Source organism: Iodidimonas sp. SYSU 1G8, from assembly GCF_039655775.1.
Classification (GTDB): Bacteria; Pseudomonadota; Alphaproteobacteria; order SMXS01; family SMXS01; genus RI-34.
On record NZ_JBBYXJ010000002.1, the window covers coordinates 68793 to 88032 of the forward strand.

Consider the following 19240-nt stretch of genomic DNA (forward strand, 5'->3'; position numbering starts at 1 on the left):
CCGCTAGATCCCCAGCGAGGTGAAGAAGACGGCGAAGAAGGCGTCGAGCACGATGATCATGAAGATGGATTCGACGACGGACTTGGTGGTCCGCTGGCCGACGCTCTCGGCACTGCCTTCCACCGACAGGCCTTCGTAACAGCCGATCAGCGCGATGATCGCACCGAAGATGGGCGCCTTGATCAGGCCGACCCCCAAATCCCAGCCCAGGATCACATCGTGGGTGCGCTCGAGGAACTGCTGCGGCGTGATGTCCAGGGTCAGCCAGGAGATCACCGCGCCGCCGAGCAGGCCGACGATATCCGAATAGAAGGTCAGGATCGGCATCATCACGATCAGCGCCACGACGCGCGGCACGACCAGCGTATCCAGTGGCGAGATCGCGAGCGTGTCCATCGCGTCGATTTCCTGGTGCATCTTCATCGACCCGATCTCGGCCGTGAAGGCGCTGCCGGAGCGGCCGGCGATGATGATGGCCGACAGCAGGATGCCGAACTCGCGCAGCACCGCGGTCACCACCAGATTGACGGTGAAGATTTCGGCGCCGAAGAAGCGAAGCTGATAGGCGCCCTGATAGGCGATGACGATGCCGATCAGGAACGAGATGAGGCCGACGATCGGCAGGGCGTTCAGACCGACCAGTTCCATCTGACGCACGGTGGCGGTGAGCCTGAACCGGCGCGGATTGAGAATGGAGCGCCACAGAGCCTCGAGCACGAGCCCGACGAAACCCAGCGAGGCCTGGACCTGCGCCCCCACTCTGACGACGCCTGCGCCGACATCCTCCAGCACCCGGATCAGCACATTCGGCTGGGGCGGCTCGATCAGGCATAGCGCGTCGTTCAGGCTCGCCTGTTCGATGAGCGCGCGCTGCTGTTCGGTACCGCCGGTGTATTCAACATCGAGGCCCTGGGCGCGCAGATCGCGGACGGTGCGGTAGAGCAGCCACGCGCCTGCCGTGTCCAGCCGCTCGATACGGCTGAGATCCACGATGATCGGCGCCTCGCCGCGAGGCTTCAGCGCCTCGAGCGTTTGATAAAGGGATGGTGAATGACCGACGATCCACGCGCCGCCCGCCTGAAGCGTCAGGCCGGCCTCGCTCTTTTCCTCGGAAATCCACGGCGTCGTGCCGGTGGCCAACCCCTGCCCCATGTACCCTCCAGGCTCCTAGCCGCAGTATCGCCGACATTCCAGAGGCTTGGCAATCACCGCCGCGTCTGTATACGGTAACGGGGTTACCAGCTGCAGGGAGTTTTCATGACGACCGTGAACGCCGTCATCGATTTCTGGTTCCCCGAAAACGTTCGTCCCTCTCCGGATCATCCCGAAGGCCTGGATAATCCGGCCTGGTTCACGCCGGACGCAGCCTATGATTCCGAGATCGCCCGCCGGTTCGGCGAGGCATGGGGGCAGGCTGGCGAGGGCGCGTTGGATGGGTGGACCGCCACCCCGGAAGGCGCGCTGGCGCTGACCATCCTGCTCGACCAGTTCCCCCGGAACATGTTCCGGGGCGACCCACGCGCCTTTTCGACCGATCCGAAGGCGCTCGCGGTCGCCCTCGCCGCCATCGATCGCGGAGACGATGCCGACTTGCCGGCGGTAATGCGCAAGTTTTTCTACCTGCCGCTCGAGCACGCCGAGGATCCGGCCATGCAGGCGCGCTGCGTGGCCCTGTTCACGGCGCTGGGCGAGGCCGAGGCGCTGCGTTACGCGGTCCTGCACCGCGACATCATCGCCCGGTTCGGTCGCTTTCCCCATCGCAACCACATCCTGGGCCGCGTCAGCACGCCCGAGGAGACAGCGTGGCTCGAGGGCGGCGGCGAAACCTTCGGGACGTCGGTCTGAGCCGCTCCTGCGTGGCAAAACCCCTTGGCCGCCGGGCCGCCCGGCGATATAACGACCTGAAATGCCGTCAGGAGATCTGCGATGCACAACCCCGATCAGTTGCCGCTGTTCATTGCCTTCATGCTGTTCACCTTCGTGGTGATGGGCGGCATGTCATGGGTGTTCGCCAAGTGGATGAAGCAGCACCGCGACATGGAACGTCAGTGGCTGGCCAATGATCAGAGCCATGGCCACGACCACGCGGGTCACGATCACCACAACCACCACTGAGCGGTCGCCGAAGCCGGATCACGCGAAGCGCGGGTCCGGCTCGGTATAGATCCATGAGCGCATGGCGCCTACGAGCGCGAGGCATGTCAGCCTGTTCGTCGCATAGGCGCCCGTGTCGATGCCGATCCGGCTGGGCCGCTCGGCGCTGGGATATTCCTCGGGCTTGAAGGCCACCGAGTGGCCGTGCACCACCACCTTGCCATGGTCGCGGGTGGAGCGCAGGAACTCGTCCCTGATCCACATCAGATCATCCTGGTCCTGTCGCCCGAGCGGAACGCCCGGACGCACGCCCGCATGCACGAACAGGTAGTCGCCTTCCGCATGCTGCGCGCGAAGGCCGCGCAGGAACGCCAGATGCTCGGGCGGCAGCACGGCCGCCAGCCGGTCGCGAATCTGCTTGGCTTCGTCGATGACCCAGCCGCCCTCGAGCGGCGCGCCGTAGCTCTCCATGGTCGCGAGGCCGCCGTTCTGGAACCATACGGCGCCATCGGCCGGCTGGCTCAGGAAGCGCAGCATCAGATCTTCGTGATTGCCCATGAGATGGATGGTCTCGAAATCCGGCGGCGGCGACAGCAAGCGCTCGATGACGGCCCGACTGTCGGGACCGCGGTCCACATAGTCGCCCAAGGTGATCAGCACCTTGCGGAATCCCGCATAACGGGCCGCGTGATCCTCGATACGCACAAGCACCTGCTGGAGCAGGTCGGCGCGGCCGTGGATGTCGCCGATGGCGTAGACACAGGTCCGGGGCGGCGCCTGGACGAACTTGCGTTTCTTGCGGAACAGGCCGAACACGCGAGGCTCCGCCCGATCAGGAAGCAGGCGCGGCCGGCTTGGTCTGCAGCGCCTTGATGATCCGCTGATTGCGGATACGCTCGGCGTGATCCTCCGGCGTCATTCCCGTGTAATCGGCCAGATCCACGTCGGCGCCCATCTGCACGAGCAGCTCGACGATGTCTGGAGCATTCGCGCGCACGGCCTTGATCAGGGCGGTCTCGCCGCGCTTGTCGCCGATATTAAGGTCGGCCTTGTAGTAGACCAGCAACTGGGCCGAGGCGAGGTCCTTCTGGGTCGCCGCCCGCATCAGCGCGGTCTCGCCGGTGGCCCGATTGAACAGGTCGGGGTTGGCCTTGTACTCGAGCAGGGTCTTGACCAGGCTGGGGTCGCCGATGGAGACCGCCACGACGAGCGCGGGCGTGCTGTCATGCTCGCGGGCATTGGGATTGCCGCCATTGACCAGATATGGCAGCACCTCGCCATAGGACTGCTTGCGGACGTTGCGGATGAACTCGGCGTCCGAGGTCATCTGCGCCATGGCGCCACCCGCGACAAAGCACAGCGCGGTCAGCGCCAGGACCAGCTTGCCGGCCAATCGCCCCCAATATGTCATCATGCTGCCCTTGATCCTTCTGTGTCGGCGTCCGAGCCTATATATAGGGCGAACCTAGCCCAACCCACCCCAGTTGGAAACCCGGCCATGCGTCTCCTGCTTTCCGCTCTCTTCGCCCTGCTCGTTCTGGCGGCCGTGCCCCTCGCCGGATGCGGCGACGGCAATTGCCGCGCGAAAGGCGATCCCGGCGTTCCCGTCGGCGGGGCGTTCGAGCTCGTCGACACGGCCGGCAAGACCGTCACCGACGAGAGCCTCAAAGGAAAGTACCGGATCGTCTATTTCGGCTTCACCTACTGCCCGGACATCTGTCCGACCGAGCTTCAGCACATCAGCGACGCGCTCGACAAGCTGGGCGACGGCGCCGCACGGTTCACGCCGGTGTTCGTGACGGTCGATCCGGAACGCGACACGCCCGAGGTGCTCGGCGACTATCTGAAGAATTTCCACGCGTCGTTCATCGGGCTGACCGGCACGCCGGAGCAGATCGAACGGGCCGCCAAGGCGTACCGCATCTATTACGCCAAGGCCGAGCGGCCGGACGCGCCCGATGCCTATACCATGGACCACTCGTCCTACGTCTACGTGATGGATTGCGAGGGCCGCTACATCGAACACTTCAACTTCGGCGTGTCGGCCGACGAGATGGCCGCCCGGCTCGGCAAGCTGCTCTGACCGCCGGAATCTCTCGCAGGTTGCAATTTCCTGAAATCGCTTCAGATTGAATACCCCATCACCTGGAGCGCTGGACCCATGCTTTACAATACCCACGAACTTGGACGCTTTGCCCTTCAGCCCGCGCGGCTGATGGCGGAAGCCGGCCAGTACGTGTTCTCCAGCCCGTTCAATCCCTGGTCGCAGACCTGGGCAGGCAAGGCGATTTCCGCCGCCTGCGCGGTCTTCGAGGAGACGACCAGACGGTTCGACAAGCCGGCCTTCGGCCTGCCGACCACCACCATCGAGGGCCGCGAGATCCCCGTGCGCGAGGAAATCGTCGGGCGGCGGCCCTTCTGCCAGCTCAGGCACTTCGTGCGCGACGGCGCGCCGGACGGTCAGCCGCGCCTGCTGCTGGTGGCGCCGCTGTCGGGCCATTACGCCACGCTGCTGCGCGGCACGGTGGAATCCCTGCTGCCCGATCATGACATCTACATCACCGACTGGCGCGACGCGCGCGACGTGCCGGTGAGCGAGGGCACGTTCGACCTCGATGACTACATCGACTATGTGATGGCCTATCTGCACCTGCTGGGGCCGAACACCCATGTGATGGCCGTGTGCCAGCCGGCGGTGCCGGTTTTCGCCGCCATCGCGCTGATGTCGCAGGACAATGATCCGTGCGTGCCGCCCTCGATGACCCTGATGGGCGGCCCCATCGATACCCGGAAAAGCCCGACCACGCCGAACAAGCTGGCCAAGGAGCGGCCTTATGAATGGTTCGAGAAGAACCTGATCACCCATGTCCCGGCGAATGCGCCCGGCTTCCTGAGGCGGGTCTATCCCGGCTTCCTGCAATTGACCGGGTTCCTTGCCATGAACTGGGACCGGCATGTGGAATCCCACGTGAACTATTACAACCAACTGGTCGACGGCGACGGCGACAGCGACAGCGCCCAGAAGCACCGGGAGTTCTACGAGGAATACATGGCGGTGATGGATCTGCCGGCGGAGTATTATCTGCAGACGATCCGGGTGGTGTTCCAGCAGCACCTGCTGCCGCGCGGCATGATGGTGCATCGCGACCGGCTGGTGAAGCCCGAGGCGATCCGCAAGACGGCGCTGCTGACGGTGGAGGGCGAGCGCGACGATATTTCCGGTCCGGGCCAGACCCAGGCGACCCATTCCCTGTGCATCAATTTGCCCGAGAGCATGCGCGAGGATTACGTGCAGCCGGGCGTGGGCCATTACGGCGTGTTCAACGGCCGGCGCTGGCATACGGAGATCGCGCCCCGGGTGAAGGATTTCATCCGCAAATTCGACCATTCCGCCGCATAGCGACGCCGTGAACGAGCCCGCCCCCTTCTGGAAGACCAAGCAACTCGCGGAGATGTCCCGCACCGAGTGGGAATCCCTGTGCGACGGCTGCGCCCGCTGCTGTCTGCACAAGCTCGAGGACGAGGATACGGGGGAAATCCTGCAGACCAATGTCTGCTGCCGTCTGCTCGACACGCAGGGATGCGGCTGTACCAAGTACATGGAGCGTCAGCGGCTGGTGCCCGATTGCCTGGTGCTGACGCCCGAAAACGTGGTCGGCCTGAACTGGATGCCGCGCACCTGCGCCTACCGGCTGCTGTCGGAAGGCAAGGACCTGGAATGGTGGCATCCGCTGGTGTCCGGCGATCCGGACAGCGTCCACAAGGCCGGTATTTCCGTGCGCGGCAAGGTGGTCTCGGAGCGTGAGGCCGACGATCTGTTTCAGCATCTGGTGGACTGGGAGCTTTAGGCCTCGGCCCCGCGCAGGACGTCTCGCACGTCGAACGGCGTCGAGAACCGACCGCCGATCTCGCTCTGAAAAAACTCGAAATACCCTGTGCAGGTCGCCAGAAGGCGCGCGAGGTCATCCTTGTCGCGGACATAGGGCGTGCAGCCGGGCCGTAGTGACGGACTGTGAAAGCTGAAGCTGAACACCCGCACGCCGTCGGCGAGCAGCTTTCGGGTCAGTCGCTTCAGGTCGGCAAGCGCGTATCCTTCCGGCGAGAGCCGAAGCCGCTCGAGCAGGCCGAGGCGCGAGAACGCCGCCTTGACCCGCAAGCGCTCCATGCGCCGCCCGCCGACAATGCGATGCAGCGCCTGGCCTTGCCCGGCCAGCAGGCCGGCATATCCGGCGGTGGACGGCAGCTCCAGCAGGTCGCCGCCCGGCCCGAACCAGAACGGATCCGCCCCGTAGGCGGAATGATCCGGTCCGCCATCACCACGGCCGTCGAACCGCGCGCAGATGCTCAAATCGATCTGGAAACCCAGATCGGCGATGATCGCCGGGGTCGCCGGGCCGATGCCGTACCGGCCTGCCTTGTGGATGACCGGCCTGACCGAGAAACTCTCGGTGATGCGCCCGGCGAGCGCGTCCAGCTTGGCCTGCTCCAGCGCGGCGGGCAAGTTGCCCTGATAGGAGTTGACCCGGCTGACGGCCTCCTCGAAGGGCGGCGTGACCCAGCTGTGCAACTGGGCGCCGACCAGAGCCTTGCCGGACGCCGCCGCGTCGATCAGATGGCGAGCCTTGGCCGGCTGGTCCGCCACGGGGTAGTCAACGGCGTAAACCGGGACGATGCCGAAGCGCTCGAACAGATCCTGGGCCCGGCCGATCTCGGCGAGCGCCTCGACGGAATGCCCGGTCCGGCTGAACGGCTTTGACCAGTCGAATTCTTCTTCCGTATCGATGACGACCAGCAACACGGGCGCGGACGATGCCGGCAGTCTTGCAATACGCCGCTTGAAATCCGCCATTCCACCAATCCGGGACCTGCGCTTCCCGCACTTTCCGGCATCGACCGATGATGCGCAAGCCGCGTTCCGGCGCGCCGGTCAATCGGCGCGGGTCTGCCTGGCGCTGTCGGCCCGGACCATGATGTCTTTCCAGATCCGGGCCGGCAGGCCACCTCCCGAGATGTGGTTCATGGGGGAATTGTCATCATTGCCGAGCCAGACGCCGCCGACATAGCGGTCCGTGTAGCCGACGAACCAGGCATTGCGCCATTCCTGGCTGGTACCGGTCTTGCCCGCGGCGACCCGGTTGGGCAGCCGCGCGGCCGTGCCGGTGCCATAGGAAACCACCGCGCGCAGCACCTCGTCGAGCTGGGCGACCTGCTGTGGGGCCACGACCCGCTCCTTGTTGTCCTTGTGACGGAACACGCGCTTGCCGTCGCCGTCGCGAATTTCCACGATGGCATAGGGGTAGACGCCGTAACCGCCATTGGCGATGGCCGCGTAGGCGGCGGTCAGCTCGACCAGCCGCACCTCGGTGACGCCGAGCGACACACTGGGCAAGGAACTCATGGGCGTGGTGATGCCAAGCCGTTTCGCGGCCTGGACCACTGTCGCCTGGTCCGCCGCGTTGGCCAACTTCACCGCGACGGTGTTGATCGAATCCGCGAACGCGGTCCGCAAGGTCACCGGCCCGCGGAACTCTCCGGCATAGTTCTGGGGTTGCCAGCCGTCGAGAATGACCGGTGAATCCCGCATGACGTAGTTGGGATCGTAGCCTGCCTCGAAGCCCGCCAGATACACGAACAGCTTGAACGCGGAACCGGGCTGGCGCAGGGCACGCACGGCGCGGTTGAACTCGCTCTGCTGATAGTCGCGGCCGCCAACCATGGCGCGAACCTCGCCGTCGGAGGTCATGATCACGGCGGCGCCCTGGCCGACCTTCGCGGCCGGACCGGCGCCGTCGAGGGCATCGGTCAGCGCCTGCTGGGCGGCGAATTGCACGGCGGGCTCGAAGGTGGTGCGCACGGTCAGGTCGCTGGTGGGCTCGCCCACATATTGGGGTAGCTCGGCCATCACCCAGTCGGTGAAATAGCGCGCGCTGTCGCCGGCCGCGCGCGAGGCGATCCGGGGCATCTTCAGCGACTTGCGCTGGGGCTGACGCAGGAAATCAGCGTCGACCATGGCATCCAGGACCAGCGAGGTGCGCGCCGCCGAGCGCTTGGCGTCGTTGAGCGGTGAATAAGCCGACGGCGCCTTGAGCAGACCGGCAAGAAGCGCGGCTTCCTGCACATTGATGTCCTCGACCTCCTTGGCGAAATAGCGGCGCGACGCCGCCTCGACGCCATAGGCGCCGGCGCCGAAATAGACCCGGTTCAGATACTGCTCGAGGATCTGGTCCTTGGTCAGCCGCCGCTCCAGCGCATAGGCGAGCATGGCCTCCTGCACCTTGCGCTTCATGTGGCGCTCGGGCGTCAGGAAGAGATTCTTGGCCAACTGCTGGGTGATGGTGGAGCCGCCCTGAACCACGTCGCCGCTGCGCAGATTGGCGACGATGGCCCGCAGCACGCTCCAGAAGTCCACGCCCTCATGGCTGTAGAAACGGCGGTCCTCGATGGCCAGCACCGCCTTGATCAGATGATCCGGCATCTGCCCGCGCTTGACCCATTCGCCGCCGACGCCGCCATAGGCGGCGATCTGCGCGCCATGCCGGTCGAGAATGGTGATCGCCGGCGGCCGGTTCTCCGCCAGCGTCTTGTCCACGTCGGGCAGCTCCAGCGCCCACCAGACGACGACCAGCACGAGCACGCCGCCCGCGCCGGCGGCGATGGCGAGAAGCCATGCGAAGACGGACCGCTTCCAGCTGCCCGGCTTACGCGCGGGGCCGGTTTTCCTGGCGGGTGTTTTGCGGGGTGTCTCGGAATTCTTGGATGAGGCCATGGATCAATCAGTTTGCCCGGCGCGACGAGCGGGCACCTTAAGCGGGGACAATGACGGAATCAGGGCGTGTTGGCGGCGGCCTGCATGGGGGCTGTCTAACCTCTCGACCCGGCGGTTGTCAAAACACGACTGGATATAGGATGGCCGGGGAGCGCGTGGAGACCCGCAAGCCTCCACGCGAAAATATTGTTGCCGTCTCGTAATGGACGGGCATGCGATCAGATGTCCAGATTGGCGACCTGCAGGGCATTGGTCTGGATGAACTCGCGGCGCGGCTCGACCACATCGCCCATCAGCTTGGAGAACATCTCATCCGCCGTGTCGCCATGGCTGACCTTCACCTGCAGCAAGGTACGCGCGTCCGGATCAAGGGTGGTCTCCCACAACTGGTCGGCATTCATCTCGCCCAGGCCCTTGTAGCGCTGCACGCTGATTCCCTTGCGGCCCAGGGTGATGACGGCCTCGAACAGCTCCAGCGGCGAGGAAATCTTCACCACCTCGTCGCGGTAGCGCAGGATCCCCGGCTGCTCGTATGTGAGGTGCAACTCGCCCGCCATCGCATGGAGCGCGCGCGCCTCGGCGGAATCCAACAGGGCCGCGTCGATCACATGCTCCTCGCGCACGCCGCGCAGCTCACGCGAGAACACCAGGCCGCCATTGTCGGCGACCGCGCCCACCCAGCCCCGCTCGGCCTCCAGCGAGAGCGCGTCCATGCGCGCGACCACGTCCCCCAGAATGCGTTCGGCCGACCCGCGGTCGGATAGCAGGTCCGAGTTCATGGCACCAACGATGACCAGCTGCTCCAGCAGGGCGCGGTAATAACGGGCCGGCAGTGAATCGAGCAGCGATTTCACCCGGGCCGCCCGCTGCACGAGGGCACGGAGATCTTCGCCCGCGCGCTGGGTGCCGTCATGGAGCGAGAGCACCATGTCCCTGATACCCGCCTCGATCAGGTAGAGATCCAGCGCCGGCATGTCCTTCAGGTAGACTTCCGATTTGCCACGCGCGACCTTGAACAGCGGCGGCTGAGCGATGTAGAGATGCCCCGCCTCGATCAGCTGCGGCATCTGGCGGTAGAAGAAGGTCAGCAGCAGGGTCCGGATGTGAGCGCCATCGACGTCGGCGTCGGTCATGATGATGACCTTGTGGTAGCGCAGCTTGTCCAGATTGAAGTCGTCGCGACCGATTCCGGTGCCCAGCGCCGTGATCAGGGTGCCGATCTCGTTGGATCCGAGCATGCGGTCGAAGCGGGCACGCTCCACGTTGAGGATCTTGCCGCGCAGCGGCAGAACGGCCTGGCGGCCGCGATCACGGCCCTGCTTGGCCGAGCCGCCTGCCGAATCACCCTCGACGATGAACAGTTCCGACAGGGCGGGATCGCGCTCCTGGCAATCGGCCAGCTTGCCCGGCAGATTGGCCACGTCCAGCGCGCCCTTGCGACGGGTCATCTCGCGCGCCTTGCGGGCCGCCTCGCGGGCCAGCGCCGCCTCCATCACCTTGCCGACGATGATCCGGGCGTCGGACGGATGTTCGTCGAGCCACTGATTCAGCTTGTCGTTGATCAGGCTCTCGACCACGGTCCGCACCTCGGACGAGACGAGCTTGTCCTTGGTCTGCGACGAGAATTTGGGGTCGGGTACCTTCACCGAGAGCACGCAGGTCAGGCCTTCGCGGGCGTCGTCGCCGGTCAGCGGCACCTTGTCCTTCTTGGCGCCCATCGCCTGGTTGGCATAGCTATTGACCGTGCGCGTCAGCGCGGCGCGAAAGCCGGCCAGATGGGTGCCGCCGTCACGCTGGGGAATGTTGTTGGTAAAGCACAGCACGTTCTCGTGATAGCTGTCGTTCCACTGCAGCGCCGCTTCCACGGTGATGCCGTCGCGCTCGCCGGTGACCAGAACGGGCGGCGCATGCAGCGCCGTCTTGTTGCGGTCCAGATAGCTGACGAACGCCGCGACACCGCCTTCATAGAACAGGGCCACCTGCTTGTGTTCGGCATGGCGCTGGTCGGCCAGGTTGATGCGCACGCCAGAGTTGAGGAACGCCAGCTCGCGCAGCCGGTGCTCCAGCCGGTCGTAATCGAACACGATCTGGCCAAAGGTCGCGGTGGAGGGCAGGAAGCGAACCTGGGTGCCGGTCTTGCCCTCGGACGGGCCGACCGCGACCAGATCGCCCTGCGGCTCGCCATGATGGAAGCGCATGTAATGTTCCTGGCCCGCGCGCCAGATGCGCAGGTCGAGCCATTCCGACAGGGCGTTCACCACCGACACACCGACACCGTGCAGGCCGCCCGAGACCTTGTAGGAGTTCTGATCGAACTTACCGCCGGCATGGAGCTGGGTCATGATGACCTGCGCCGCCGAGACACCTTCCTCGGTATGGATGTCGGTCGGAATGCCGCGGCCATTGTCGGTCACCGAGACGCTGCCGTCGGGGTGCAGCACCACGCGGATGTCGTCGCAATAGCCGGCCAGCGATTCGTCGATGGCGTTGTCGGTCACCTCGAACACCAGATGGTGCAGGCCCGAGCCGTCTTCCGTGTCGCCGATATACATGCCGGGGCGCTTGCGCACCGCGTCGAGACCACGCAGGACCTTGATGGAATCCGCGCCGTAGTCGGATCCGTCGTTCTGTGGCTCTTGGTGGTTGTCTTCGCTGTTAGACATCAGTTTTGGTCACCTTGCCTTGCGCGACGCAGAGGAACTGCGCCGCTCCCGTCAATCGTTCAAACAGCGCGCGGTCGGTCCCGGTCATCCAGGCTTGCGACCCGAGCGCGATAATCTCGTCGAACAGCGCCTCGCGGCGCGCCTCGTCCAGATGCGCCGCCACCTCGTCGAGCAGCAGCAGCGGCGGCGCGCCCCGATGCACCGCCTGAAGCCGGGCGTCGGCCAGCACCACGGCCACCAGCAGCGCCTTCTGCTCGCCCGTCGAGCACAGCGCGGCCGGCAGGCCCTTCGCCAGGTGCACCACCTCCAGATCGGCGCGGTGCGCGCCTTCCTGGGTGCGGCCCGCATCCCGGTCCGCCGCACGGTTGCGCCGGAGCAACGCCTGCAGGCGCCCTTCGACCTCGACCGCCGCATGCTCGGCGAGCATGTCCTCGGCAAAGCCGCGAACGGTCAGTTCAGCGCGGGGAAACGGCCCGATTCCAGCCGCCAGCGCACCGCGCAGCCGCAGCACCGCCTCGCGCCGCGCGGCGCCGATGGCCACCGACTGTTCCGCCATGCGCGCCTCGAGCGCCGTCAGCCACGTATCGTCGCCGCCACCATCGCGCAGCAGCTTCATGCGCTCACGCGTCACCCGCTCATAGGCGCCGACACGCCGGCCGTGGTCCGGGTCGTAGCCCAGGACCAGGCGATCGAGAAACCGCCGCCGGTCGGAGCGCCCCTCGACGAACAGCCGATCCATCTGCGGCGTCAGCCAGACCGCGCGGATCAGGTCGGCCAGTGCCGCGGGACCGCGCGCGGGGGCGCCGTCGATGCGCACCACGCGCCGTTCGGCCGCGTCGTCCTCGTCATCCGTCCGGCCTTCGACACCCGTGCCGATGGCGGCCGTACCCGAAGGCGTTTCGATCCGCGCGGCCACGGCCCAGCCGCCCGCACCGCCCAGCCGCGACAGATCCGGCAGGCGGGCGCCGCGCAACCCACGCCCCGGCGTCAGATAGGACAGCGCCTCGAGCACGTTGGTCTTGCCCGCGCCATTGGCTCCGGTCAGCACCACCGGGCGCGCCGCCACCTCGATCCGTTCCGCGGCGTAGTTGCGGAAATCGGTCAGGGTCAGTCGCGTCACCGCCAGCAACAGCGCCGCCGCCTCGGGTTCCGCCGCCCGCTTCGCATGGTGTTCCGCTTGCAGCATTCGCTTTCCGGACGCGCTCCCGCGCCTTTAGACCCTCATCGGCATCAGCACGTAGAGGGCGGCATCGTCGCCGCCGTCGCGCACCAGCGTGGGGGCGGCCGCGTCGGCGAACGACACACGCACCGTGTCGCCCTCGATCTGGCCCATGATGTCCAGGACATAGCGGGCGTTGAAGCCGATCTCCATGGGCTCGGACGAATAGCCCGCGGCCAGTTCCTCGGTCGCCGAGCCGCTGTCCGGGCTGTTCACCGCCAGGGTGACCCGATCCGTGTCGATCATCAGCTTCACCGCCCGCGATTTCTCGCTGGAGATGGTGGATACACGGTCGATCGCCTCGGCGAACAGCCGGGCATCGACTTCCAGGTCGCGGTCGTTATTCGACGGGATGACCCGGACGTAATCGGGGAAGGTGCCGTCGATCAGCTTGGAGGTGAGCACCGCATCCTCGAAATCGAAGCGGATCTTGCTCTCGGACAGGCTGACCTGGATCATGCCGTCGGCTTCATCAAGCAGCTTGCGCACTTCCTGCACGGTCTTGCGCGGCACGATGACGCCCGGCATGCCCGCCGCGCCCTTCGGCATGGGCAGGCGCACCCGCGCCAGACGGTGACCGTCCGTGGCGACGCCGATCAACGTCGGCTCGGCGCCATCGGACACGTGCAGATAAATGCCGTTCAGATAGAAACGGGTTTCCTCGGTGCTGATGGCGAAGCGGGTCTTGTCGATGAGGCGCTTCAGGTCGGCGGCGGCCAGCGGAAAACGGTGCGGCAGCGCGTCCTCGGACATGACCGGGAAATCCTCGCGCGGCAGGCAGGCCAGCACGAAGCGCGAACGGCCCGCGCTAAGCGTCAGGCGCTGTTCGCCGCCCCGATATTCGAGCTCGACCTGCGAGCCATCGGGAAGCTTGCGCACGATGTCGTAGAGGGTGTGCGCCGGCGTGGTGATCGCGCCCGGTGCCGAAATGTCGGCGGCGACGGATTCCACCACGGCGAGATCCAGATCCGTGGCCGTCAGGTTGAGCCGGCCATCGGCCGCCTCGAGCAGCATGTTCGACAGGATCGGAATGGTCGTGCGGCGTTCGACGACACTTTGCACGTGGCCCAGCGACCGCAAGAGCGCCGCGCGTTCGATTGTAAGTTTCATGGGCTCTTAACTGAGTTGATGTGAAGGCCGTTAAGCCCTTGTCTTTCTTATCGTTTCCTGACCACCGGCAAGGCCGGCGCGCAGGCCCGGAAGACATGTCCCCAAGACCGGGGTCAACCGGACGGAGACTCTAGCAGACGAGGGCGGGAATGGCACGCAAAAGTCGGGCGGACGCCCGCCGGGCTCCGCTCCGAATCGCCGGGACGCAGGCGTCAGTTCTCGAGCGTGCGGCGCAGGTTCTCGATGTCCTGATCGAGGCCGCTGTCGGTCTCGCGCAGCTCCTCGATGCGGCGCACCGCGTGCATCACCGTGGTGTGGTCGCGGCCCCCGAACTTGCGTCCGATCTCGGGCAGGCTGCGCGAGGTCAGCTGCTTGGACAGGTACATGGCGACCTGGCGCGGACGGGCCACCGCGCGGGCGCGGCGGGCCGACAGCAGGTCGGACAGGCGCACGTTGAAATACTCGGCCACGTGGCGCTGAATTTCCGAGATGCTGACGCGCCGGTCGTTGGAGCGGATCAGGTCCTGAAGAACCTCCTGCGCCATCTCGAGCGTCACCGGCCGGCCGACCAGATCGGAATAGGCGGTGACCCGGTTGAGGGCGCCCTCCAATTCACGCACGTTGGAGACGATCTTGCGCGCCAGGAACTCGGTGACCTCGTTGGGCATGTCGATGCGCCCGATCATCTCCAGCTTGGACTGCAGGATGCCGAGGCGCAGCTCGTAGTCGGTCGGGTGGATATCCGCGACCAGGCCCCAGCCGAGGCGCGACTTGATACGGTCCTCGATCCCCTCGAGATCGGACGGCGAGCGGTCGGCGGAGATGATCACCTGGCGGTTGTGGTCCACGACCGCGTTGAACGTGTGGAAGAACTCTTCCTGTGTCGCGTCCTTGTGGGCGATGAACTGCACGTCGTCGATCATCAGAACATCGACCGAGCGGAACTGCTCCTTGAACGCCATGGTGTCCTGGAAGCGAATCGCCCGGATGAACTGGTACATGAATTTTTCGGCCGACAGGTACAGCACCCGGCGCTCGGGCGTACGCGCCTTGATCTCGGCGGCGATGGCGTGCATCAGATGGGTCTTGCCCAGGCCGACGCCGCCATAGAGAAACAGCGGATTGAACTGGACCTTGGCGTTGCACGCCACCCGGCGCGCCGCCGCATGGGCCAGCTCGTTTGACTTGCCGACCACGAAACTGTCGAAGGTGAAGCGGGGATCGAGCGGGGCGCCATAGGATTCGACCGGCGCGTCGATCTCTTCGCCATTGTTGTCGCCGCCCTGGCGCGGGCGCGCGCTCTTGACGGGAACAGGCGTCGCCACGGCTGGCGCGGGCTGACTGGCCTGGACATTGACGACCAGTTCAACATCGATGGCCGCGCCGGTTTCCTGGCGCCAGTAATCAGCGATTCGTCCCAGATAGTGGGTTTTCACCCAGTCGCACATGAAGCGCGTCGGCACCGCGATGAGCACCTTGTTCGATTCTGCCCGCAGCAGGGAAAGCGGCTTGAGCCAGCTATCGAACGCCGCGTCGCCGAATTCACCGCGCAGACGGGCGCGAATCCGCTGCCATGCGTCCTGCCAGGGGGCCATTACCACCGCGCTCACCACATCGTTTGACTCGGCCCCGAGCCGGGGCGTTTCCCTGGTCATGGCCCGCCCCTAGTTCTGCGTCCAGGGCAGGCCGCGCACCTTCCACCCATTGATCCGGCCCCGGTGCCGCTCGGCATCGGGATCACCCTCGAAACCTTCCAGGATGTTGTAGCAGCGCTGATAGCCCCGCTGGGTCATCAGCGTCGCCGCAGCCGCCGAGCGGGCTCCAGAGCGACATAGGAAGACAATGGGCGCATCCTTGGGAATATCCGCCGCCTCGAGTTCGTCGGCGAATCGGTCGTTCCTCTGGCCGCCGGGAAAGGACTGCCATTCGATGAGGAGCGGCTTTTTACTGAGCGGCGACAGGTCGGCGGTGCCGACATAGGTCCATTCGGCGCGTGTGCGAACGTCGACCAGCCGGGCGTCCGGCTCGGATTCCAGCAAAGTCCAGGCATCTTTAGGAGACAAGTCACCCGCGTACTCAGCCATTACCGCTCAATCCTCCACCGCCAACAGATCGGAAAAACAAGAGCATTTCCGAATAGGGACACGTCATCGTCAAGTATTCACAAGATGATTTAAAGACAAACCCTGCGCCGGCCCTCGTTTGAGCCTCGATGTTGCAGAATTGTTACTTGCAGGAACCCGCCCGTCACCGAGTCTGGGGGGAGAGAGTAACAAATCTTCCGCCATTGGCAACCGCCCCGTGGAGCTTTCGCCAAATTGTGACACGTCTATGTAGATTCGATGAAGGCGCCACTAGATATGGCGAACGTGCCGAGGCGCATTCCAGCGGGTCCGTGGCATGGGGAGGCGACAACGACCGGTCCGCGCGCGGACCGGTCACCGAGTCGCGAAGGCCCTTAGGCCTTGAGGGTACGCAGGCGCTGGTTGAGGCGCGAGATCTTGCGCGAGGCGGTGTTCTTGGCGATGACGCCCTTCGACACGCCGCGCATGATTTCCGGCTCGGCTTCCTTCAGGAACACGGCGGCTTCGTCGAGCTTGCCGGCTTCCAGCGCGTTCTCCACCTTCTTGATGAACGTGCGGATGCGGCCGCGACGGGCGCGGTTCACTTCCGTACGACGTTCGGTCTGGCGGATACGCTTACGTGCTTGCGGCGAGTTTGCCATTTTTGTTCCGTTTCAACGCTAAATCACGAGTAGGGCGCGGCTTATAAGGCCTGCGCCCTCACCCGTCAACCATTGATGGGAGCCAGGGGACGCGGGTCCCTCAGCGGTTCTTGAACTGGGCCGGGCGCTTCTCGGCGAAGGCGCCCATGCCTTCCTTCTGGTCATCGAAGGCGAACAGCGCGTGGAAGGTCCGGCGCTCGAACCGCACGCCTTCCGACAGGGTCGTTTCATAGGCCCGGTTGATCGCCTCCTTGGCGACGATGACCGACGGGCGCGACATGCCGGCGATGATCTCGGCCGCCTTCAACGCCTCGTCGATCAGCTGGTCGTTCGGCACGATTCGGCTGACGAGGCCTGAGCGTTCTGCTTCCTGGGCATCCATCATGCGGCCGGTCAAGCACATGTCCATGGCCTTGGACTTGCCGACGAAACGGGTCAGGCGCTGGGTGCCGCCCGAGCCCGGGATGACGCCCAGCTTGATCTCCGGCTGGCCGAACTTGGCGCTTTCGGCGGCGATGATGAAGTCGCACATCATGGCGAGCTCGCAGCCGCCGCCCAACGCGAAACCGGCGACCGCCGCGATCACCGGCTTGCGGGTGCGCGTCACGGTTTCCCAGTTGCTGGTGATGAAATCCTCGGTGAAGACGTCGATGTAGTTCTTGTCCTTCATCTCGGTGATGTCGGCGCCGGCCGCGAAGGCCCGCTCGCTGCCGGTGATGACGGTGCAGCCGATGTCCGCGTTCTTCTCGATGCCAAGCAGCGCGTCGGTCAGCTCGTCCATGAGCTGGCCGCACAGGGCGTTGAGCGCCTTCGGACGGTTGAGGGTGATCAGCGCGACCTTGCCGCGAATGTCGAGAATGATGGTTTCGTAGGACATGGGTTCCTCCCGGATTGGCTGCCAGAATGGGCTGAGGGCGTTTTGACAGAGCTTGGCGCGGGGCGCAAGAACCCGCCGTCAGCGTTGATGCGCCCCGCAGAAGAAGGTGGAGCGGCCGCTCTGGACGATTCGGGAAATGGTGCCGCCACAACCGGGCTCGCTGCACGGCATGCCTTCCCGTCCATACGCCTTCCAGGCGTGCTGGAAATATCCGAGCTCGCCATCGACCTGGGCGTAATCGCGCAGACTGGACCCGCCTGCCGCGATGGCCTTCTCCAGCACGTCGCGAATGGCGGGAACCAGCCTCTCCGCACGTTGGCCCGACACCGAACAGGCCAGTCGGCGCGGCGATATGCCCGCCATGAACAGCGCCTCGCACACATAGATGTTCCCCAGGCCGGCGACCACCCGCTGGTCGAGCAGCGCGGCCTTGATGGGGGTCCGCTTCGCCTGCAGGGCGGCGGACAGGTAATCCGCGGTGAAAACATCGCCCAGCGGCTCGGGACCCAGCAGCGCGAAGAACGGGTGCGAGGCCAGATCCTCCTCACGGGTCAGGGCCATGAAACCGAAACGCCGCGGGTCGTGAAAGACCACGCGGCTGCCATTGCCGACCTCGAACACCACATGATCGTGGGTCGCCAGAGGCGGCGGCGCCTCGTCGCCCTCGCGCGGGGCCCACAGATTCATCCGGCCCGACATGCCCAGATGCATCACCAGCACCTGGCCATCGTCCAGGTGGGTCACGATATATTTGGCACGGCGGTCGATCCGCTCGACCTTGCGCCCGCTGAGCCGCTCGCCCATATCCGGCGGCAGAGGAAAACGCAGATCGGGCCGCCGCGCCGTGACCCTGGTCAGGGTCCGGCCTTCCATGGCGCGCCGCAGACCGCGGCAGACGGTTTCAACCTCGGGTAATTCGGGCATGAGATGTTCAGTAACGCTTCTGGTTCCGCCGGATCGGCTGGGGTAAGGTGCGCCGCATGATAGAGGATCACGGCGAAAACACAGCCCCTTCCACCGAAAGGAGCGCCAGCTTCGGCTTCCGCGAGGTCAGCCGGGCCGAGAAATCGGCGCTGGTGCGCGGCGTCTTCAATTCCGTGGCGACCCGCTACGACGTCATGAACGACGCCATGAGCGGCGGCGTCCACCGCGTGTGGAAGTCCGCCATGATCGACTGGCTCAAGCCGCGCCCGGGCATGCGCCTGCTGGATGTGGCCGGCGGGACGGGCGATATCGCGTTTCGGATTCTCGATTCGGCCAACAAGGCGCTGGCGGAAGGCCGGACGCCCGCCGCCGTCACGGTGTGCGACATCAACGAGGCCATGCTGAGCGTAGGCCGCGACCGCGCTGTCGACGCGGGCCGCCTGGACAATCTGGACTGGGTCGTCGGCAATGCCGAAGCCCTGCCGTTCGAGTCGGCACGGTATGACGCCTACACCATCGCCTTCGGCATCCGCAACGTGACCGACATTCCCGCCGCCCTGCGCGAGGCGCGCCGCGTGCTGAAGCCGGGTGGACGCTTCCTGTGCCTGGAATTCTCCAATGTGGAGATCAGGCCACTCGAGGCGCTCTACGATTTCTATTCGTTCAACATCGTCCCACGACTGGGCCGGATGATCGCGGGCGACGCCGACTCCTACCGCTATCTGGTGGAGAGCATCCGGCGCTTTCCCGATCGCGAGACCTTCAAGGGCATGATCGAGGACGCCGGCTTCGGCCGGGTTTCCTGCCGGGTCCTGTCGGGCGGCATCGTCGCGCTGCATTCCGGCTGGCGGATCTGACCGCG

Annotated in this window: 19 protein-coding genes; 6 read left to right on the plus strand and 13 right to left on the minus strand. The window is 65.6% G+C overall.

The window, feature by feature from the left end; translation table 11 throughout:
• Positions 1-3: 3 nt before the first annotated feature.
• The gene (locus WJU17_RS11280) at positions 4-1152 is read right to left on the minus strand and encodes an MlaE family lipid ABC transporter permease subunit (RefSeq protein WP_346327498.1); all 1149 of its coding nucleotides are present in this window, start codon (positions 1150-1152) and stop codon (positions 4-6) included.
• Positions 1153-1257: 105 nt separating this feature from the next.
• Here WJU17_RS11280 and WJU17_RS11285 point away from each other — a divergent pair, with 105 nt between their 5' ends.
• Together WJU17_RS11285 and WJU17_RS11290 are read left to right on the plus strand one after the other, a co-directional pair.
• A complete protein-coding gene (locus WJU17_RS11285) occupies positions 1258-1845 on the plus strand; it encodes a DUF924 family protein (protein WP_346327499.1) in 588 nt (195 codons plus the stop codon).
• An 81-nt stretch (positions 1846-1926) separates the two neighbouring features.
• Positions 1927-2115 carry a hypothetical protein gene (locus tag WJU17_RS11290; RefSeq protein ID WP_346327500.1) on the plus strand — a complete coding sequence of 63 codons (189 nt, stop codon included), beginning with the start codon at positions 1927-1929 and terminating at the stop codon, positions 2113-2115.
• A gap of 18 nt (positions 2116-2133) precedes the next feature.
• On the opposite strand, the gene WJU17_RS11295 is transcribed toward WJU17_RS11290, so the two are convergent.
• Both WJU17_RS11295 and WJU17_RS11300 read right to left on the minus strand, forming a co-directional pair.
• Positions 2134-2910, minus strand: a complete 777-nt coding sequence (locus WJU17_RS11295) for a metallophosphoesterase family protein (RefSeq protein WP_346327501.1) — start codon at positions 2908-2910, stop codon at positions 2134-2136.
• A gap of 16 nt (positions 2911-2926) precedes the next feature.
• Positions 2927-3508 carry an ankyrin repeat domain-containing protein gene (locus tag WJU17_RS11300; RefSeq protein WP_346327502.1) on the minus strand — a complete coding sequence of 194 codons (582 nt, stop codon included), beginning with the start codon at positions 3506-3508 and terminating at the stop codon, positions 2927-2929.
• 84 nt (positions 3509-3592) lie between these two features.
• On the opposite strand from WJU17_RS11300, the gene WJU17_RS11305 reads away from it, so the two are divergent.
• The 3 genes from WJU17_RS11305 to WJU17_RS11315 all read left to right on the plus strand — a co-directional run bounded on the left by WJU17_RS11305 (position 3593) and on the right by WJU17_RS11315 (position 5942).
• Positions 3593-4177 (plus strand): SCO family protein, encoded by a 585-nt coding sequence (locus tag WJU17_RS11305; protein ID WP_346327503.1) that lies wholly within the window; start codon positions 3593-3595, stop codon positions 4175-4177.
• 78 nt (positions 4178-4255) lie between these two features.
• The gene (gene phaZ / locus WJU17_RS11310) at positions 4256-5494 is read left to right on the plus strand and encodes a polyhydroxyalkanoate depolymerase (protein WP_346327504.1); all 1239 of its coding nucleotides are present in this window, start codon (positions 4256-4258) and stop codon (positions 5492-5494) included.
• 7 nt (positions 5495-5501) lie between these two features.
• The gene (locus WJU17_RS11315; protein ID WP_346327505.1) at positions 5502-5942 is read left to right on the plus strand and encodes a YcgN family cysteine cluster protein; all 441 of its coding nucleotides are present in this window, start codon (positions 5502-5504) and stop codon (positions 5940-5942) included.
• On the opposite strand, the gene WJU17_RS11320 is transcribed toward WJU17_RS11315, so the two are convergent.
• From WJU17_RS11320 to mutM, 10 genes are all read right to left on the minus strand, one after another.
• Entirely contained in the window at positions 5939-6943 is a 1005-nt protein-coding gene (locus WJU17_RS11320) for a polysaccharide deacetylase family protein (protein WP_346327506.1), read from the minus strand. The genes WJU17_RS11315 and WJU17_RS11320 overlap by 4 nt on opposite strands.
• A 78-nt stretch (positions 6944-7021) precedes the next feature.
• A complete protein-coding gene (locus WJU17_RS11325) occupies positions 7022-8860 on the minus strand; it encodes a PBP1A family penicillin-binding protein (protein ID WP_346327507.1) in 1839 nt (612 codons plus the stop codon).
• 218 nt (positions 8861-9078) lie between these two features.
• Entirely contained in the window at positions 9079-11523 is a 2445-nt protein-coding gene (gyrB, locus tag WJU17_RS11330; RefSeq protein WP_346327508.1) for a DNA topoisomerase (ATP-hydrolyzing) subunit B, read from the minus strand.
• Entirely contained in the window at positions 11516-12709 is a 1194-nt protein-coding gene (gene recF / locus WJU17_RS11335; protein ID WP_346327509.1) for a DNA replication/repair protein RecF, read from the minus strand. Before recF ends, gyrB begins: the two co-directional genes overlap by 8 nt.
• Before the next feature lie 27 nt (positions 12710-12736).
• On the minus strand, positions 12737-13852 hold the full coding sequence (gene dnaN, locus WJU17_RS11340) for a DNA polymerase III subunit beta (protein ID WP_346327510.1): 1116 nt from the start codon (positions 13850-13852) through the stop codon (positions 12737-12739).
• 212 nt (positions 13853-14064) lie between these two features.
• Positions 14065-15447: a chromosomal replication initiator protein DnaA gene (dnaA, locus tag WJU17_RS11345; protein ID WP_346328940.1), complete on the minus strand. Its 1383-nt coding sequence runs from the start codon at positions 15445-15447 to the stop codon at positions 14065-14067.
• A 69-nt stretch (positions 15448-15516) separates the two neighbouring features.
• Positions 15517-15936 carry a rhodanese-like domain-containing protein gene (locus WJU17_RS11350; RefSeq protein ID WP_346327511.1) on the minus strand — a complete coding sequence of 140 codons (420 nt, stop codon included), beginning with the start codon at positions 15934-15936 and terminating at the stop codon, positions 15517-15519.
• Positions 15937-16310: 374 nt separating this feature from the next.
• A complete protein-coding gene (gene rpsT, locus WJU17_RS11355) occupies positions 16311-16577 on the minus strand; it encodes a 30S ribosomal protein S20 (RefSeq protein ID WP_346327512.1) in 267 nt (88 codons plus the stop codon).
• Between the two features lie 100 nt (positions 16578-16677).
• On the minus strand, positions 16678-17454 hold the full coding sequence (locus WJU17_RS11360) for an enoyl-CoA hydratase (RefSeq protein WP_346327513.1): 777 nt from the start codon (positions 17452-17454) through the stop codon (positions 16678-16680).
• Positions 17455-17532: 78 nt separating this feature from the next.
• Complete coding sequence (mutM, locus tag WJU17_RS11365; protein WP_346327514.1) at positions 17533-18378, minus strand: bifunctional DNA-formamidopyrimidine glycosylase/DNA-(apurinic or apyrimidinic site) lyase; 846 nt, start codon at positions 18376-18378, stop codon at positions 17533-17535.
• Between the two features lie 56 nt (positions 18379-18434).
• On the opposite strand from mutM, the gene ubiE reads away from it, so the two are divergent.
• A complete protein-coding gene (gene ubiE, locus WJU17_RS11370; RefSeq protein ID WP_346327515.1) occupies positions 18435-19235 on the plus strand; it encodes a bifunctional demethylmenaquinone methyltransferase/2-methoxy-6-polyprenyl-1,4-benzoquinol methylase UbiE in 801 nt (266 codons plus the stop codon).
• Positions 19236-19240 lie beyond the last annotated feature (5 nt).

Coding starts and splice junctions, on each gene's coding strand:
- WJU17_RS11280 (WP_346327498.1), bottom strand. CDS start 1,152: ATGGGGCAGGGGTTGGCCACCGGCACGACGCCGTGGATTTCCGAGGAA.
- WJU17_RS11285 (WP_346327499.1), top strand. CDS start 1,258: ATGACGACCGTGAACGCCGTCATCGATTTCTGGTTCCCCGAAAACGTT.
- WJU17_RS11290 (WP_346327500.1), top strand. CDS start 1,927: ATGCACAACCCCGATCAGTTGCCGCTGTTCATTGCCTTCATGCTGTTC.
- WJU17_RS11300 (WP_346327502.1), bottom strand. CDS start 3,508: ATGATGACATATTGGGGGCGATTGGCCGGCAAGCTGGTCCTGGCGCTG.
- WJU17_RS11305 (WP_346327503.1), top strand. CDS start 3,593: ATGCGTCTCCTGCTTTCCGCTCTCTTCGCCCTGCTCGTTCTGGCGGCC.
- phaZ (WP_346327504.1), top strand. CDS start 4,256: ATGCTTTACAATACCCACGAACTTGGACGCTTTGCCCTTCAGCCCGCG.
- WJU17_RS11320 (WP_346327506.1), bottom strand. CDS start 6,943: ATGGCGGATTTCAAGCGGCGTATTGCAAGACTGCCGGCATCGTCCGCG.
- WJU17_RS11325 (WP_346327507.1), bottom strand. CDS start 8,860: ATGGCCTCATCCAAGAATTCCGAGACACCCCGCAAAACACCCGCCAGG.
- gyrB (WP_346327508.1), bottom strand. CDS start 11,523: ATGTCTAACAGCGAAGACAACCACCAAGAGCCACAGAACGACGGATCC.
- recF (WP_346327509.1), bottom strand. CDS start 12,709: ATGCTGCAAGCGGAACACCATGCGAAGCGGGCGGCGGAACCCGAGGCG.
- dnaN (WP_346327510.1), bottom strand. CDS start 13,852: ATGAAACTTACAATCGAACGCGCGGCGCTCTTGCGGTCGCTGGGCCAC.
- dnaA (WP_346328940.1), bottom strand. CDS start 15,447: ATGGCCCCCTGGCAGGACGCATGGCAGCGGATTCGCGCCCGTCTGCGC.
- WJU17_RS11350 (WP_346327511.1), bottom strand. CDS start 15,936: ATGGCTGAGTACGCGGGTGACTTGTCTCCTAAAGATGCCTGGACTTTG.
- rpsT (WP_346327512.1), bottom strand. CDS start 16,577: ATGGCAAACTCGCCGCAAGCACGTAAGCGTATCCGCCAGACCGAACGT.
- WJU17_RS11360 (WP_346327513.1), bottom strand. CDS start 17,454: ATGTCCTACGAAACCATCATTCTCGACATTCGCGGCAAGGTCGCGCTG.
- mutM (WP_346327514.1), bottom strand. CDS start 18,378: ATGCCCGAATTACCCGAGGTTGAAACCGTCTGCCGCGGTCTGCGGCGC.
- ubiE (WP_346327515.1), top strand. CDS start 18,435: ATGATAGAGGATCACGGCGAAAACACAGCCCCTTCCACCGAAAGGAGC.